Source organism: Duganella radicis (assembly GCF_009720825.1).
Classification (GTDB): domain Bacteria; phylum Pseudomonadota; class Gammaproteobacteria; order Burkholderiales; family Burkholderiaceae_D; genus Rugamonas; species Rugamonas radicis.
In genome coordinates this window covers 1-15,824 of sequence record NZ_WNKY01000004.1, presented here as the reverse complement: position 1 = coordinate 15,824, position 15,824 = coordinate 1, and the positions used below count along the sequence as shown (strand labels likewise).

General features: G+C 62.4%; 20 protein-coding genes. 9 read left to right on the top strand and 11 right to left on the bottom strand.

Annotated features, from left to right (window positions below; all coding sequences use genetic code 11):
* The first annotated feature begins 5 nt into the window (after positions 1 to 5).
* Positions 6 to 353 (top strand): arsenate reductase (glutaredoxin), encoded by a 348-nt coding sequence (gene arsC, locus GM676_RS06170; RefSeq protein WP_155462560.1) that lies wholly within the window; start codon positions 6 to 8, stop codon positions 351 to 353.
* Here arsC and ispB read toward each other — a convergent pair.
* Positions 350 to 1,327, bottom strand: coding sequence for an octaprenyl diphosphate synthase (ispB, locus tag GM676_RS06165; protein WP_308936679.1), 978 nt, complete (start codon positions 1,325 to 1,327; stop codon positions 350 to 352). The genes arsC and ispB overlap by 4 nt on opposite strands.
* A gap of 216 nt (positions 1,328 to 1,543) precedes the next feature.
* Between ispB and rplU the strand changes: the two genes are divergently transcribed.
* The 4 genes from rplU (at position 1,544) to proB (ending at position 4,648) form a co-directional block, all read left to right on the top strand.
* Positions 1,544 to 1,855: a 50S ribosomal protein L21 gene (rplU, locus tag GM676_RS06160; protein WP_092278707.1), complete on the top strand. Its 312-nt coding sequence runs from the start codon at positions 1,544 to 1,546 to the stop codon at positions 1,853 to 1,855.
* A 37-nt stretch (positions 1,856 to 1,892) separates the two neighbouring features.
* Positions 1,893 to 2,150: a 50S ribosomal protein L27 gene (gene rpmA / locus GM676_RS06155; RefSeq protein WP_155462559.1), complete on the top strand. Its 258-nt coding sequence runs from the start codon at positions 1,893 to 1,895 to the stop codon at positions 2,148 to 2,150.
* A gap of 104 nt (positions 2,151 to 2,254) precedes the next feature.
* Positions 2,255 to 3,364, top strand: a complete 1,110-nt coding sequence (gene obgE, locus GM676_RS06150; RefSeq protein ID WP_155462558.1) for a GTPase ObgE — start codon at positions 2,255 to 2,257, stop codon at positions 3,362 to 3,364.
* 165 nt (positions 3,365 to 3,529) lie between these two features.
* Positions 3,530 to 4,648 (top strand): glutamate 5-kinase, encoded by a 1,119-nt coding sequence (gene proB / locus GM676_RS06145; RefSeq protein ID WP_155462557.1) that lies wholly within the window; start codon positions 3,530 to 3,532, stop codon positions 4,646 to 4,648.
* Here proB and nth read toward each other — a convergent pair.
* From nth to fdxA, 7 genes are all read right to left on the bottom strand, one after another.
* The gene (gene nth / locus GM676_RS06140) at positions 4,645 to 5,292 is read right to left on the bottom strand and encodes an endonuclease III (RefSeq protein ID WP_155462556.1); all 648 of its coding nucleotides are present in this window, start codon (positions 5,290 to 5,292) and stop codon (positions 4,645 to 4,647) included. The two genes, proB and nth, sit on opposite strands and share 4 nt — an antisense overlap.
* Entirely contained in the window at positions 5,289 to 5,963 is a 675-nt protein-coding gene (gene rsxB / locus GM676_RS06135) for an electron transport complex subunit RsxB (protein WP_371866130.1), read from the bottom strand. Before rsxB ends, nth begins: the two co-directional genes overlap by 4 nt.
* 28 nt (positions 5,964 to 5,991) lie before the next feature.
* Entirely contained in the window at positions 5,992 to 7,743 is a 1,752-nt protein-coding gene (locus GM676_RS06130) for a chloride channel protein (RefSeq protein ID WP_155462555.1), read from the bottom strand.
* Positions 7,736 to 8,146, bottom strand: a complete 411-nt coding sequence (locus tag GM676_RS06125) for a MarR family winged helix-turn-helix transcriptional regulator (RefSeq protein ID WP_155462554.1) — start codon at positions 8,144 to 8,146, stop codon at positions 7,736 to 7,738. Before GM676_RS06125 ends, GM676_RS06130 begins: the two co-directional genes overlap by 8 nt.
* Positions 8,147 to 8,246: 100 nt before the next feature.
* Positions 8,247 to 9,482: a polyhydroxyalkanoate depolymerase gene (locus GM676_RS06120; RefSeq protein WP_155462553.1), complete on the bottom strand. Its 1,236-nt coding sequence runs from the start codon at positions 9,480 to 9,482 to the stop codon at positions 8,247 to 8,249.
* A gap of 221 nt (positions 9,483 to 9,703) precedes the next feature.
* On the bottom strand, positions 9,704 to 10,771 hold the full coding sequence (locus GM676_RS06115; RefSeq protein ID WP_155462552.1) for an NAD(P)/FAD-dependent oxidoreductase: 1,068 nt from the start codon (positions 10,769 to 10,771) through the stop codon (positions 9,704 to 9,706).
* A 42-nt stretch (positions 10,772 to 10,813) separates the two neighbouring features.
* Positions 10,814 to 11,137 (bottom strand): ferredoxin FdxA, encoded by a 324-nt coding sequence (gene fdxA, locus GM676_RS06110; protein WP_092278688.1) that lies wholly within the window; start codon positions 11,135 to 11,137, stop codon positions 10,814 to 10,816.
* Positions 11,138 to 11,357: 220 nt separating this feature from the next.
* On the opposite strand from fdxA, the gene GM676_RS06105 reads away from it, so the two are divergent.
* Together GM676_RS06105 and GM676_RS06100 are read left to right on the top strand one after the other, a co-directional pair.
* A complete protein-coding gene (locus GM676_RS06105) occupies positions 11,358 to 11,636 on the top strand; it encodes a polyhydroxyalkanoic acid system family protein (RefSeq protein ID WP_155462551.1) in 279 nt (92 codons plus the stop codon).
* Between the two features lie 129 nt (positions 11,637 to 11,765).
* On the top strand, positions 11,766 to 12,542 hold the full coding sequence (locus GM676_RS06100; protein ID WP_155462550.1) for a PEP-CTERM sorting domain-containing protein: 777 nt from the start codon (positions 11,766 to 11,768) through the stop codon (positions 12,540 to 12,542).
* A 25-nt stretch (positions 12,543 to 12,567) separates the two neighbouring features.
* Here GM676_RS06100 and GM676_RS06095 read toward each other — a convergent pair whose 3' ends face one another.
* Together GM676_RS06095 and GM676_RS06090 are read right to left on the bottom strand one after the other, a co-directional pair.
* On the bottom strand, positions 12,568 to 12,819 hold the full coding sequence (locus GM676_RS06095) for an acyl-CoA-binding protein (RefSeq protein WP_155462549.1): 252 nt from the start codon (positions 12,817 to 12,819) through the stop codon (positions 12,568 to 12,570).
* A 160-nt stretch (positions 12,820 to 12,979) separates the two neighbouring features.
* Positions 12,980 to 13,297 carry an HU family DNA-binding protein gene (locus GM676_RS06090; protein WP_255490429.1) on the bottom strand — a complete coding sequence of 106 codons (318 nt, stop codon included), beginning with the start codon at positions 13,295 to 13,297 and terminating at the stop codon, positions 12,980 to 12,982.
* Positions 13,298 to 13,471: 174 nt separating this feature from the next.
* On the opposite strand from GM676_RS06090, the gene GM676_RS06085 reads away from it, so the two are divergent.
* Positions 13,472 to 14,236, top strand: coding sequence for a hypothetical protein (locus tag GM676_RS06085; RefSeq protein WP_155462548.1), 765 nt, complete (start codon positions 13,472 to 13,474; stop codon positions 14,234 to 14,236).
* Between the two features lie 5 nt (positions 14,237 to 14,241).
* Here GM676_RS06085 and GM676_RS06080 read toward each other — a convergent pair whose 3' ends face one another.
* On the bottom strand, positions 14,242 to 14,598 hold the full coding sequence (locus tag GM676_RS06080; protein WP_155462547.1) for an FKBP-type peptidyl-prolyl cis-trans isomerase: 357 nt from the start codon (positions 14,596 to 14,598) through the stop codon (positions 14,242 to 14,244).
* 97 nt (positions 14,599 to 14,695) lie between these two features.
* Here GM676_RS06080 and GM676_RS06075 point away from each other — a divergent pair, with 97 nt between their 5' ends.
* Positions 14,696 to 15,658: a YVTN family beta-propeller repeat protein gene (locus GM676_RS06075; RefSeq protein ID WP_155462546.1), complete on the top strand. Its 963-nt coding sequence runs from the start codon at positions 14,696 to 14,698 to the stop codon at positions 15,656 to 15,658.
* Positions 15,659 to 15,824: the final 166 nt, after the last annotated feature.

Sequence of the window (15,824 nt, the reverse complement as noted above, 5' to 3'; positions counted from 1 at the left end):
GCATCATGAGCGTCACCATCTACCATAATCCCGTCTGCGGCACTTCGCGTAAAACGCTGGAAGCCATCCGCGCTACCGGCGTTGAGCCCGAGATCATCGAATACCTCAAGACCCCGCCATCGCGCGCGCAGCTGCAAGAGCTGATCGCCAAGGCCGGCCTGACCGTGCGCCAGGCCATGCGCAACAAGGGCGATTTGTATGTGGAACTGGGACTGGCCGACGAGTCGCTGTCGGATGAAGCGCTGCTGGACGCCATGATGGCGCATCCCGCCTTGATCGAACGCCCGCTGGTGGTGACGGCAAAAGGCGTACGCCTTTGCCGTCCTTCCGAGTTGGTGCAGGAGATCCTTTAGTGGTTGCGGTGCACTGAGAAGTGCGCCAGCTGGAGCAGCGACTCTTTGTAGACGCTGTCCGGCAGGTCGGCAATCGCATCCGATGCGCGTTTGGCGGCGATCACCGCCTGTTCACGTGTGTAGTCCAGCGCGCCGCTGCTGGTGATGGCGGCCAGGATGGTGTCGAAGTGCTGCTCGTCGCCGTTTTCAATGCATGAACGCACCAGCTCGCGCTGCTCGGCCGTGCCGTTTTCCATCAGGTAGATCAGCGGCAGGGTAGGCTTGCCTTCGCGCAGGTCGTCGCCGACGTTCTTGCCGATTTCGCTGGCGTCGCCGGCGTAGTCCAGCACGTCGTCGATCAGCTGGAAGGCGGTGCCCAGCGAGCGGCCATATTCGCCGGCCGCGGTGATCTGCGCATCGGTGGCGCCGGCCACCAGCGCGCCCAGCTCGGCCGCCGCTTCAAACAGCTTGGCGGTCTTGGAGCGGATCACTTGCAGGTAGCGTTCCTGCGTCACGTCCGGATCGTGCATGTTCAGCAGTTGCAGCACCTCGCCCTCGGCGATCACGTTGGTGGCGTCCGACAGGATTTGCATCACGCGCATATTGTTCAGGCTGACCATCATCTGGAACGCGCGCGAATACAGGAAGTCACCCACCAGCACCGACGCGGCGTTGCCAAACAGGGCGTTGGCGGTGGCGCGGCCACGGCGCAGCGAGGATTCATCCACCACGTCGTCGTGCAGCAGGGTCGCGGTGTGGATGAATTCCACCACCGCCGCCAGCTCGTGATGGGCCTTGCCTTGATAGGAGTAAGCGTTCGCTACCAGAAGTACCAGCACCGGGCGGATGCGTTTGCCGCCCGCGCTGATGATGTATTCGGCGATCTGGTTCACGAGGGGAACCTCGGAATGCAGGCGTTGGCGGATCACCGAATTGACCGCGTCCATGTCGGCGGCGATGGTTTGGATGATGGTGTTTTGGGTGGCGGCAGACAAGACAAACCTGTGCAGTTAGACTAATGGTGCCGGGATTATACGCCATGCCCCCGCTCAGAGGGCGCCGCCCCGTCTTCAGAAGTTGGCAAAATTGTTTGACATACCACGTCATCCGCCATTTGTGAATAGTTTTTGACGCAAATTCCTATCCTGTGTATAATCTGCGGTTCCCCTGTTTTCGGGGAATTTTCTTAACATTTGAAGAGGTTTCAAATCATGTACGCGGTCATAAAAACCGGTGGCAAACAGTACAAAGTTGCCGCAGGCGAAAAACTCAAAGTAGAACAGATACCGGCAGACATTGGTTCCGAAATCACCATTGACCAAGTCCTCGCCGTTGGCGCGGGCGACAGCATCAAGTTCGGTGCTCCGCTGGTTGAAGGTGCCAAGGTTCTGGTAACTGTGGTTTCCCACGGCCGTCACGAAAAAGTGACGATCTTTAAGATGCGTCGTCGTAAGCACTATCAGAAGCGTCAGGGTCACCGTCAGAACTACACCGAAATCCAAGTTGTATCGATCAACGCTTAATCGCGTATCGACACTTTTTTAGTCAAGGAGCTTTAGCATGGCACACAAAAAAGGCGGCGGCACTACGCGAAATGGTCGTGACTCAGAATCAAAACGCCTGGGCGTTAAAGTCTACGGCGGTCAATCGATCAATGCAGGCGGCATCATCATTCGTCAACGCGGCACCCCAGTGCGCGCCGGCGAAGGTGTTGGCACCGGCAAAGACCACACCCTGTTCGCCCTGGTGAACGGCGTGGTCAAGTTCGTGACCAAAGGCGAAGGTAAGAAGTACGTTACCGTCGTCGCAGCAGCGTAATTTACGCTCCGGCCTGCCAATGGCAGGCCGTTTGTAAGGCGCAAGCCTTCAATCGAAAGGCTCTGCCCATCCGGTAGAGCCTTTTAGTTTTATGGCGGTACATCATGAAGTTTATCGACGAAGCAAAAATTGAAGTAATCGGTGGCGACGGCGGCAATGGCTGCTCCTCGTTTTGCCGTGAAAAATTCCGCCCGTTTGGCGGCCCTGACGGCGGCGACGGCGGCAAGGGTGGCTCGATCTGGGCCGTAGCGGACCGTAACATCAATACCTTGGTCGATTTCCGCTTCTCCAAGGTGCACCGCGCCGGCAACGGCGAAGCCGGCCGTGGCGCCGATTGCTATGGCCGTGGCGCCGATGACGTGCACCTGCGCATGCCGCTGGGCACCTTGATCATCGACGACGTCACCGGCGAGATCCTGGCCGACCTGAGCGAGCACGGCCAGCTGGAACTGCTGGCCAAGGGCGGCGAGGGCGGCTGGGGCAACATCCACTTCAAGACCTCGACCAACCGCGCGCCGCGCCAGAAGACCCCGGGCAAGGAAGGCGAACATCGCACGCTGCGCCTGGAACTGAAGGTGCTGGCCGACGTGGGCCTGCTGGGTATGCCGAACGCCGGCAAGTCGACCTTCATCACCGCCGTGTCGAACGCGCGCCCGAAGATCGCCGATTATCCGTTCACCACCTTGCACCCGAATCTGGGCGTGGTGCGGGTGTCGCATGAGAAGAGCTTTGTGATCGCCGACATTCCGGGCTTGATCGAAGGCGCCGCCGAAGGTGCGGGCCTGGGCCACCAATTCCTGCGCCACCTGTCGCGTACCGGCCTGCTGCTGCACATCGTCGACCTGGCGCCGTTTGAAGCGTCGGTCGATCCGGTCAAGGAAGCCAAGGCGCTGGTCAACGAACTCAAAAAGTACGACGAAGAACTGGTCGACAAGCCGCGCTGGCTGGTGCTGAACAAGCTGGATATGATTCCGGAAGAGGAACGCGCCAAGAAGGTCAAGGACTTCATCAAGAAGTTCGGCTTCAAGGGCCCGGTGTTCGAGATCTCCGCGCTGAGCCACGAAGGCACGCAGGAGCTGGTCAACGCCATCCAGAAGCACCTGGAGGAAACCCGTCGCGTCGAGCAGCGCGCTGAGGAAACCCACATGACCGAAGACGCGCGCGCCATCTCGTCGATCGATCCGGACGATCCACGCTTCAAAATCCTCGACTAAAACACTGCATCCCCGGCATAATCTGTTATCAGCTGATTATGCCTTTCCCATTCGGCGCCGCTCCCGCATCACGGGCGCGGCGACTGTTCGCGGCAAAGCAGGGCAATCCGCCCGCCAAAATACAGCACTTTTTTCCCCGCTTGTTTTGAGAATGTTGTCGCACCCATGAATTCCGTCATACAAAAAGCTACACGCGTCATCATCAAGGTTGGATCGTCTCTGGTCACCAATGATGGACGCGGCCTCGATCATGCGGCCATCGCGCGCTGGGCCGCGCAGATCGCCGGCCTGCGCGCCATGGGCAAGCAGGTGGTGCTGGTGTCGTCCGGCGCCATCGCCGAAGGCATGCTGCGCCTCGGCTTCGAACAGCGCCCCACCGATATCCACGAATTGCAGGCCTGCGCCGCCGTCGGCCAGATGGGCCTCGCGCAGATTTACGAAACCAGCTTCCGCGCGCATCAACTGGGCACGGCCCAGGTGCTGCTGACGCACGCCGACCTGGCGGACCGCGAGCGCTATCTCAACGCGCGTTCGACGCTGACCACCTTGCTGCGTCTGGGCGTGGTCCCGATCATCAACGAGAACGATACCGTCGTCACCGACGAGATCAAGTTCGGCGACAACGATACGCTGGGCGCGCTGGTCGCCAATCTGATCGAAGCCGACGCGCTGATTATCCTCACCGACCAGCAAGGCCTGTACAGCGCCGATCCGCGCAAGGACCCTGCCGCGGTGCTGATCCAGCATGGCCGCGCGGGCGATCCGGCGCTGGAGGCGATGGCCGGCGGTGCCGGCTCCAGTCTGGGGCGCGGCGGCATGCTGACCAAAATTTTGGCCGCCAAGCGCGCCGCCAAATCCGGCGCGCATACGGTGATTGCCTATGGCCGCGAGAACGAAGTGCTGGCGCGTCTGGCCAGCGGTGAAGTGATCGGCACCGAGCTGGCCGCGCAAACCGGCCACCTGACCGCGCGCAAGCAGTGGATGGCGGATCATCTGCACACGGCGGGACAGGTGGTGCTGGATGCCGGCGCGGTGCAGAAGCTGACCGGTGACGGCAAGTCGCTGCTGCCGATCGGCGTGGTGGAAGTGAAGGGCGAATTCGGGCGCGGCGCGGTCATCACCTGCGTCAATGCGGAAGGCGCGGCGATCGCGCGCGGCCTGACCAACTACACCAGCGCGGAAACCCGCCGCATCATGCGCAAGCCCTCAAGCGAAATCGAATCCATCCTCGGCTTCGTCGAAGGCAAAGAGCTGATTCACCGCGATAATCTGGTGCTGCTTTAAACACCGGCCGGCGCGGGCGTTTTGCCGCGGTAGTCGCACAGGTCGATCTGGATGCAGTTCCAGCATTCCGGCTTGCGCGCCTTGCAGGTATAGCGGCCGTGCAGGATCAGCCAGTGGTGGGCGTCGTGCAGGAATTCTTTCGGCACGAATTTCAGCAGTTTCTGCTCGACGATGTCGACGTTCTTCCCCGGCGCCAGGCCGGTGCGGTTGGAGACGCGGAAGATGTGAGTGTCCACCGCCATCGTCGGCTGGCCGAAGGCGGTGTTCAGCACCACGTTGGCGGTCTTGCGGCCTACGCCTGGCAGTTCTTCCAGCGATTCACGGTCTTCCGGGACGACGCCGCCGTGTTTCTCCACCAGGATCTTGCAGGTGGCGATGACGTTCCTGGCCTTGGTCTTGTACAGGCCGATGGTCTGGATGTAGGTCTTCAACTCCTCGTCACCCATATCCAGTATGGCCTGCGGCGTGTTCGCCACCGGGTAGAGTTTGCGCGTGGCTTTGTTGACGCCGACGTCGGTCGCCTGCGCCGACAGCAGCACGGCGATCAGCAGTTCAAATGGCGTTGTGTATTCGAGTTCGGTGACGGGTTTCGGATTGGCGGCGCGGAAGCGCACAAACATTTCGTAGCGTTTGGCTGCGTTCATTGACTCTCTTGTTCCTTTTTGATCCGCGCGCGTTCCATGGCGGCGGCGATGATGGCGCGCTTGCGTTCCAGCGCGGCGGCCGATTCGGCATCGGCCGGATCGATGGCCTGCACGGCGGCCATCTTGGCCTCGGCCTTGGCGGCCAGGCGGGCGTCGTTTTCCTGCTTGTCGCGCTTGAGGCGCATGGCGCGGAAGTCATGGCGCTCGCGTGCGGCGTCGGCGTCAGCCTGCGTCCACGCGGCCCAGCCGGTGTTTTCGGTGACAGGGGCCATGACGATGCAATCGACCGGGCAGGGCGACACGCACAGGTCACAGCCGGTGCACAGCGACGGCACCACGGTGTGCATCAACTTGGCCGCGCCGACAATCGCGTCCACCGGGCAGGCCTGGATGCACAGGGTGCAGCCGATGCACAGCGTTTCGTCGATGTAGGCCACGGCACGCGGGCGCTCTAGCCCGTTCGCCGGATTCAGGGGAATCACCTTGCGGCCGGTGACGGCCGACAGCCGTGCGATGCCCTCGGCGCCGCCGGGCGGACACTGGTTGATCTCGGCCGTGCCGGCCGCTATCGCTTCGGCGTAGGGACGGCAGCCGTCATAGCCGCACTTGGTGCACTGCGTCTGCGGCAGGGCGTCTTCGATGCGGTCGGCAAGGGTAGGGTGGTCGGGCACGGCGAGCGGATGTCAGGCAAAAACGCCATTATCCAATATTCGCGCGCGCCTTACGTAAAAACCTCACCCGGCGCACGGTTTGCCGTTCCAGCTCTTCGGCGTGCAGGCCGAGCGCGGGCTTCATCAGGTCGCGGTGGCTGACGATGCCGACCAGCTTACGCGACTGCATGTCGGCCACCACCGGCAGCCGTCCGACCTTGTGCACTGCCAGCCGCGTGGCCAGCGCGCGGCAGGTTTCGTCGGCCAATGCGACGATCGGCACGTTGACGCCAAACAGTTCGCGCACGCGCACGGCCCCCGGTTTGCTGGCCAGGCCGGCGCGGTCCAGCATGCCGACCAGCGCGCCGTCGCGCACCACGGGATGGGCGTGGTGCTTCAGCACGACGTCGGCGATCAGTGCGTCGGCGTCGATGGTCTGCACCTCGCTGGTCATCACCTCGGCCACGCTGTGGCGCTCCATCGGGTCGATGCCGTATTCGCGGTAGATGTGATGGCCGCGCCGGGCGATCTTCTCGGTCAGGATGGAGCGATGCATGGTGATCACGGTGAAGGCATAGGCCACGGTAGCGGTGGCCAGCACCGGCAGCAGGGCGTTGACGTCGTGCGTCAGCTCGAACGCGAACACCACCGCCATCACCGGCGCGCGCATCATGCCGCCCAGCGTGGCGGCCATGAACACCAGTGGCCACACGGCCGGTTCGCCGCCCGGCAGGTAGGGGCCGAGCAGGGCGCCCAGGCCCGCGCCCAGCATCAGCAAGGGCGCCAGCACGCCGCCCGAGGTGCCGGAACCCAGTGCCAGCAGCCAGATCACGGCCTTGACGATCAGCAGGCTGACGATCGCTGCGGCGGCCATGTGGTTGTTGAGCAGGTCGGCGATCACGTCGTAGCCCACGCCCAGCGCGCGCGGCTGGAGGTAGCCGCCGATGCCGACCGCCAGGCCGCCGATGGCCGGCCACCACATCCAGTGGACCGGCAGTTTGTGGAAGGCGTCTTCCACCCGGTACAGGGAGGTCGACAGCAGCCATGCCAGCGCGCCGCACAGCACGCCGGCGATCAGGCAGGAAATCAGGGCCGACGGCGGCAGCTCGGCGGTATGCAGCGGGAACAGCGGCCCGCTTTCGATCAGCGGCGGGCGCAGGAAGCCGGCCACCGCGCACGCCACCGCCACCGGCGCCAGGCTGCGCGGACGCAGTTCGAACAGCAGCAATTCCACCGCCAGCAGCACGGCCGCAATCGGCGTGCCGAAGACGGCGGTCATGCCGGCCACCGCGCCCGCCACCAGCAGCGCCTTGCGTTCGGCCGCGCTCAGGTGGAAGTGCTGGGCGATCAGCGAGCCGACCGCGCCGCCGGTCATGATGATCGGACCTTCGGCGCCGAACGGGCCGCCGCTGCCGATGGCGATGCCGGAGGCCAGCGGTTTGAGCACCGCCACCTTGGGCGACATGGTGGATTTCTTGAACAGGATGGCCTCGATGGCTTCCGGGATGCCGTGGCCGCGGATCGCCTCGGTGCCGTAGCGGGCGATCAGGCCGATGATCAGGCCGCCGATCACCGGCACCGCGATCACCCACGTGCCCAGCGTGTGCGTGGCCGGCGAGGTGAAGGTGGTGGAGAATTTCTGGAAGAAGAACAGGTTGGTGAAGAAGCGGATCGCATGCAGCAGCAGGTCGGCGGTGACGGTGCTGAGGGCGCCAACCACGGCGGCGATGCTGGCGATCAGCAGCAGCCTGGCCTGGCCGTCGAAGTCGCGGCGGCCATCGTATTGAGTGTGTTTATTCATGGCGGATTCGGGGAATGGTGAAGACGCCTTCCAGCGACAGCAGCTCGACGCGGTGCTGTTCGGCCAGTTGGGCGAGGATGGTTTCGCCTTTGCGCAGCAGGTGCACTTCCACGCGGCGGCGGTCGATGGCGCTGTTGCGGCGCTCGACCAGTCCCATGGCTTCGCAGCGCGTGATCAGCGCCACCACGCCGTGGTGCTTGGCTTGCAGCCGTTCGGCCAGCTCGCCCACCGTGGCCCAGTCGCGGCCGGGATAGCCTTTGATGTGCAGCAGCAGCAGGTACTGGAGTGGCGTGATGCCTTGCGCTTGCACCACGTCTTCGGAAAAGCGTTCGAAGCGGCGCATCTGGTAGCGGAATTCGGACAGCGCGGCGAAGTCCGATTTGCTGAGGTTGGGAGAGGTCATGCCGAAATATATCACAATGTGATGTATTTGGCCGTAAAAAAAAGCCCTGTGCGCTGCGACGCTCAAGATCGTCGCATGGCCACAGGGCTCTTAAAACCGTTTATCCGTGCTTCTTGATGAACTCGGTGATCTTCGGGCACACCATCTCGCGCCAACGGCGGCCGGAGAAAATGCCGTAGTGGCCGGCGCCCGGCGCCACGAAGTCTTGCTGCATGTCGGCCGGAATGCCGGTGCACAGGTCGTGCGCGGCCTGGGTCTGGCCGGCGCCGGAAATGTCGTCCAGCTCGCCCTCGACGGTGAACAGGGCCACGCTCTTGATGTCCTGCGGGCGCACCAGCTTGCCACCCACCAGCCATTCGCCTTTCGGCAGGGCGAAGTCCTGGAACACGGTCTTGATGGTATCGAGGTAGTACTCGGCCGGCATGTCCAGCACGGCGTTGTACTCGTCGTAGAACTTGCGGTGCGATTCGGCGGTTTCCTCGTCGCCTTCCACCAGGTGGTTGTAGAAGTCGCGGTGGCTCTGGGCGTGACGGCCCGGGTTCATGGCGATGAAGCCCGCGTGTTGCAGGAAGCCCGGGTACACCTTGCGGCCGAAGCCCGGATAGTTCGGCGGCACCGAGTAGATCACGGTGTTTTCAAACCACGAGAACTTCTTCTCGGTGGCCAGGTTGTTGACGGCTGTGGGCGAACGGCGCGGATCGATCGGGCCACCCATCATGGTCATGGTCTTGGGCAGTTTGGGATCGTTTTCAGAAGCCATCAGCGAAATCGCCGCCAGCACCGGGACGGTCGGCTGGCATACCGAGATCACGTGCACGTTCGGACCCAGCAGGCGGATGAATTCCTGCACGTAGAAGATGTAGTCGTCCAGGTGGAACGCGCCTTCGCTGACCGGCACCATGCGCGCATCGGTCCAGTCGGTGATGTAGACATCGTGGTCGACCACCAGGCCGCGCACGGTGTCGCGCAGCAGGGTCGAGTGGTGGCCCGACAGCGGGGCGACCAGCAGCACGGTGGGCTGTTTCAGCGCCTTGATCTTTTTGTCGTCCAGGTCTTTCTTGAAGTGGATCAGGCGGCAGAAAGGCTTGTTGACGGCGACCTGTTCGATGATGCCCACGGTTTCGCCTTTGATCTCGGTGCTGTCTATTTCAAACGCCGGTTTTTCGTAATCCTTGCCGAGCCGGTACATCAGCTCGTAGCCGGCGGCGATGCGCTGCGAAAACGGCGTGTGCGCCAACGGCGACACCGGGTTGGTGAACAGCTTGGAGGAGGCGTCGGCCCATTGCATCAGTGGCGTCAGGAGCGAGCGCTGCATTTCATGGAGTTGGTAGAGCATAGAGCATTCCCGGGGTGGTGAGCGTGGTGCGATGCATCAATAACTGACATCATAAGCCAATTTAAAAGCGCTGTGTTCGTAACATAAAGCATTTGCTCGTTCTTTTTAGCAAGGCTACGTGGAACCCATAGGCAATCTTGTAAGAAAGATTAATACGATTCCGAGAATAAAAAAAGCAGCCAAATGGCTGCTTTCGTGTAGGACAAATACCCGTTGTGTACTTAATCGAACACAGGCGTCTCCACGCCCAGCACCTTGTGCAGTTTCGGCGAGGTGGTGGTGTACTGCATGTGGATCTTCTTGTCCGGGAAGATGTACGGCGCGGCGCCGAAGGCGGCCAGCGCGGCTTCGTGGAAGCCCGACAGGATCAGCTTTTTCTTGCCCGGGTAGGTGTTGATGTCGCCCACGGCGAAGATGCCCGGCACGTTGGTTTCGAACTTCTCGGTGTTCTGCACCTTCAGCTGGCGGCGCTCGATGTCCAGGCCCCACTCGGCGATCGGGCCCAGCTTCGGCGACAGGCCGTAGAACACCAGCAGCATGTCCAGCGGCACGCGGCGGGTCACGCCGTCGGCGGCGGTCACCTTCAGGTGCTCCAGCTTGCCGTCGGCCGAGGTTTCGAAGCCGGTGGCGGTGCCGATCAGCAGTTGCATTTCGTAGTCGTCGCACAGGGCCTTCATCTTGGCGACCGAGGCCGGCGCGGCGCGGAAGTCTTCGCGACGGTGCAGCAGCACCACCGACTCGGCCTTGCCGACGAAGTTCAGCGCCCAGTCCAGCGCGGAGTCGCCGCCGCCGCAGATGACCAGGTTCTTGCCTTCGAACTGGGCGGGGTCCTTGACCTTGTAGTGCAGCTGGCTGCCTTCGAACACTTCGATGCCGTCCACCTTCAGGGTGCGGGCCTGGAACGAGCCGACGCCGGCGGCGATGAAGATGGTCTTGGTCAGGAACTTGGTGCCCAGCGTGGTTTCGACGTCGAAGCGGCCGTCGTCGCGGCGCTCGACCTTGGTCACTTCCTGGCCCAGGTGGAAGGTCGGCTCGAACGGCTCGATCTGCTTGAGCAGGTTGTCGGTCAGTTCCTGGCCGGTGCACGATGGCACGGCGGGGATGTCGTAAATTGGTTTGTCAGGATACAGTTCCACGCACTGTCCACCCACGGCGTTCAGCGAATCGATCACGTGCGCTTTGATTTCCAGCAGGCCGAGCTCGAAGACCTGGAACAAGCCGACCGGGCCGGCGCCAATGATGACGGCATCAGCTTCGATGACGCCGGTAGGTGTAACGGTACTATTCATACGTGGTTTTCCTGTGATTTCAATAATGCAGTTGCCGGCGGCTTAGCGCACCAGCAGTTGCAGTTTCTCTTTGACGTCCTTGAACTGGTCGGCGTCGGCCAGCGGCGCGACCGTCTTGGTAATCGAAGGCCATTTGCGCGCCAGATCAACGTTGAGCTTGATGAATTGCTGTTGATCGCCTGGGACGTCCTCTTCCGCGTAGATCGCGTTGACCGGGCACTCGGCCACGCACACGGCGCAGTCGATGCATTCATCAGGGTCGATGGCGAGGAAGTTTGGGCCTTGGCGGAAACAATCTACCGGGCAAACATCGACGCAATCCGTATAGCGGCAGGCGATGCAAGATTCGGTGACAACGTGGGTCATAACAGTCCTATCAATGTAGTTGTGCAGCGGCGTCGGTGGCGGGGCAGTGCCTGGCTAACCTCGGCAAAGCACTGTATTTTAAGGTAATTCGCTCTTTCTCACAAATTGCGCTTATATACAATACATATAAGCAAATTCATTCAAGCCCTGCACAGACTGGCGCGGCGGGGGCGCAACTGGCATCATGGCGCCTTTGTTTATTCAGAGCAGGGAGATCCGCATGGCGGACATCAACATCGTCCAGGAGCATCACCTGGCGCCGGAACAGGCCCGCGCGGCGGCCCAACAAGTGGCCGACAAACTGGCCGAACAGTTCGAACTGGCCTGCCGCTGGGACGGCGACGTGCTGCGCTTCGAGCGCAGCGGCGTGAACGGCGCCCTGACCCTGCGCCCCAACCAGGCGCAGTTGCAGATCGCGCTGGGCTTCCCGGTCAGCATGATGGCCGGCATGGTCGAGGCCAAGGTGGCCGAGAAAATGCGCCGGGTGTTCGTTGCTTGATGTTGCTTAAAGATAATTTAAGTTGTTATTAGAAAAATTCAATTGCACTAAGGAACTGTGTCGGTATAATGCGCGGCTATCGATGCTTTTTTTCTAACCAGCTTTTACTATCTTCATTAAGGACACGCCATGCGCCTTGCCATCTCCGCCGTTGTTGCCGCCGCTTTCGCCCTGCCGGCTTCGGCGGCAGTCATCGACCTGTCGACGCTGAACGCCGTGGGCAGCGCGCAGTATGTGGATGGCGGCTTGCAGCTGACGCAGGCGACCGACGTCTCGCACCCGTCGGGCGTGGCCGGCGCCGGCTGGCTGACCCAGTCGATCTCGACCAGCCAGTCGTTCAGCACCACCTTCTCGTTTTCCCTGAAGGGCAATGACAGCGGCAAGATGGCGGACGGCATCGCGCTGGCGTTCCAGAACATCGGCAACAACGTCACCGGCACCGGTGGCGGCGACGTCGGCTACTGGAACCTGGGCGACCAGGGCGCGGCCGCGGTCGGTTCGGTGATCCTGACTTGGCACACCAATGACTATGGTCTGAGCACCAACGGCGTGGTCCAGGGCCTGAAGGATGCGCCATTCAACCTGGGCGCGGCCAACTACGTGACCGGCAGCGAGACCGTCAGCTACAACGCCCTCACCCACGAGCTGACCATGACCGGCACCTTCCTCGACCGGAGCACCAACACCTCGTACGCGGTCAGTGACGCCAGGATCGTCAACCTGAGCGAGAAGTTCGGCGGCACCATGTACGTCGGCTTCACCGGCGGCACCGGTGGCACCGACGCCGACCAGCGCATCACGGCGTTCAGCCTGACTTCGGCCGTGCCGGAACCGGAAAGCTATGCCATGCTGCTGGCTGGCCTCGGCCTGGTCGGTTGCGCCAGCCGTCGCCGCAAGGCAAAATAAAAAAGGCCCGCAAGGGCCTTTTTTATTACTTCAAATCTTCGATCAGGTCGATGTACAGCTGCTTGGCTTCGTCCTGGCTTTTGCCTTTCAGCTCGGCCCATGCGTCGTACTTGGCGCGGCCGACGAAGTCGGTCATGCCGGGGCGCTCGCCGGTGACGTCGCCGCTGGACGCCTGTTTGAACAGGGCGTAGATCTTCAGCAGGGTCATATTGTCCGGACGTTCCGGCAGATTCTTCGAGTCCGCCTGGGCCTGGTCAAACTGTTCTTGCAAACTCATACCGCGCTCCTTGAATGGTTGATGGTGACCGCGCCATCATAACCGCAGCACGCTAGAGGGCGGGCTCCAAAACAAAACGGCGGCCATGCCGGGGATGAGCCCGCATGTGCCGCCGTTTTCCCGATGCCCTCGCGGGCAGGCGGGTAAAACACCGGAAGAATTACTTCTTCTTCGTCGGGTTGACAGCCGATTTCAGCGTGGCGCCAGCCGAGAATTTCGGGGTTTTCGACGCTGCGATCTTGATCGCTTCGCCGGTTGCGGGATTGCGGCCTTTGCGTGCAGCGCGCTTGGCTACGGAGAAGGTGCCGAAGCCGGTGATGCCTACCGAGTCGCCTTTTTTCAGACGCTCAGTGATGATGGCGATCAGCGTGTTCACTGCGCCGTTGGCGGCAGCAGCGGACAGCTCGGTGCGTTTCGCAAATTCTGCAATCAGTTCGCCTTTTTTCATTACTACCTCCTTGGTTATTGGAGCGCGCAGATTAGCATAAATATTGTCAAATGTAATGGTTTCTCTACGAAGCGCGCCTTATATTTACTGTCTCGCTGCGCTGCAACGTAAATAAAGCCTTGTATTTAAAGGGCTTACGCGTTTTCCGCAAATCCGCGTCCGGCAAAAAAAAGGTTTATGATGGAATGCGTAAAGGATGGGACCATGAGCTTTTCAGACGAAACACTGATGGCATATGCCGATGGCGAACTCGACGAGGCGACCCGCCTCGAGGTCGAAGCGGCCATGCGTCTGGACAGCAGCATCGCCCGCCGCGTGGCGCGCCTGCGCGCCGCGCGCGATGAGGATGTGTACCTCGACCGGCGCAACCGCGCCGGCCGCGGCGCCAATGTGGTGCAGCTGGCGGCGGTGCGGGCGCAACGCCTGGCCACGCAGCAGGCGGCGCGCAAGGCGGCGCGCCGGCATTGGGGCTGGCTGGAGTGGAGCGCGCTGGCGCTGGTGATGGTGCTGGGTCTGGCGGCCGGCAAGTTCGGGCTGGCGCGCTGGCAGCCCAACTGGCTGGGCGAGCCGGCGGCGGCGCCGACCGAGGTGGCCAGCCGCGGCGGCGTGCTGGTGGCGCAGGGCCGGCTGGCGGTGGCGCTCAGCCAGCAACTGGGCGGCGCCGCGCCGTCCGACAGCGACGTGCGGGTCGGTCTGAGTTTTTTATCCAACGAGGGGAGTTACTGCCGCAGCTTTACGCTGGTGGGCGGCACGCAGGATCTGGTGGGCATCGCTTGCCGCGCCAGCGAGGAGTGGCGCATCCCGGTATTGGTGCAAAATGCGCGGCCGCTGCCGGCCATGGGCAGCCACCGGATGGCGGGGACGGAGATGCCGACGGCGCTGCTGGAAGCGATCGACCAGCGCATCGTCGGCGGCATGCTCGACACGCGAGCGGAAGTGGAAGCGCTGCGCCGGAACTGGCAGCGCTGAATGACTTAAACGCCCAGCAGTTCGACGTCGAAGATCAGGGTGGCGTTCGGCGGGATCACGCCGCCGGCGCCGCGCGAGCCGTAGCCCAGGTCCGACGGGATGATCAGCTGGCGGGTGCCGCCGACCTTCATGCCTTGCACGCCTTCGTCCCAGCCGCGGATCACCATGCCGGCGCCCAGGGCGAATTCAAACGGGTCGTTGCGGTCTTTGCTCGAATCGAATTTCGGGCCTTTGCTGCCGTCGTCGTTTTGCAGCCAGCCGGTGTAGTGCACGGTGACGTTCTGACCGGCTTTGGCTTCGGCGCCTTCGCCCACGGTCAGTTCAATGTATTGCAGGCCCGATGGGGTGGTGATGGTGGACATGGTGATTCCTTCTAATCGTTAAACACAGGCCCGAATTGTAGCAGGGGCGAAGGTTTGCACGTAGAATGGGGTTTTGCTCTTCAAAGCGATTTTTTACATGCCCCGTAGTTTACGCCGTATCGTCCTTTCCTGCGCCTTGCTGGCCCTCGGCAGCGCGCAGGCCAATGTGGTGGTGGTCCTGAATTCGCGCGACGCCACCGTGCAACTGCTGGACCAGGCGACGTATAAAGACTTGTCCACCATCGCGGTCGGCAAAGAGCCGCATCACCTGATGGCCACGCCGGACAATAAATCCCTGATCGTCGCCAGCTCGGTCGGCAACGAGCTGATCTTCCTCGATCCGAAAACCGGCCAGCCGCAGCGCACCGTCAAGGATATCCTCGACCCTTACCAGATCGGCTTTTCGCCGGACCAGAAGTGGTTTGTCTCGAACTCGCTGCGGCTCGACCGCGTCGACCTGTACAAGTACGACGGCGCCAACATGACGCTGGCCAAGCGCATCCCGCTGGCCAAGCTGCCCAGCCACATGGCCTTCAACGCCGCCAGCAATATGGTGTTCATCACCCAGCAGGGCAGCGACCAGGTCAGCGCCATCGACCTCACCACGCAGGCGGTGAAATGGACGCTCCCGGTCGGCAAGCTGCCGGCCGGTATCGCCATGACGCCGGATGACAAGCATCTGCTGGTCGGCATCATGGGCAGCGATTATGTCGAGGTGATCGACTGGAAAGCGCAGAAGACCGTCAAGCGCATCAAGACCGGCATGGGCGCGCACAATTTCCGTTCGGCCGGCGACGGGCGCTATACCTATGTGTCCAACCGTGTTTCCAATTCGATTAACATCATTGATCAGAAGACCTTGGAAAACGTCGGCCAGATCAATGTGCCCGGCGGCCCGGATTGCATGGAGGTGACGGAGGATGGCAAGACCATGTGGGTGACGCTGCGCTGGATTAAGAAGGTGGCGGTGATCGATCTGCCAAGCCGCAAGGTCATCAAGACCATACCGGTGGGGCGCTCGCCGCACGGGGTGTTCTTCTTTAACGCCGCGCAACGCTGATGAAAACCGCCGCCGCCCTGACCTTGCTGGCGCTGGCGGTGTCGCCGGCCGCGCGGGCGGTCGATCCGATCAGGGTGAACGAGGGCGCGCGCGATGTGAACGCCGCCGCCCGCGCCGCCAACGCCCAGGCGCGCGAGCGTAACGGCCCGGCGCAACGGGCCGCCGA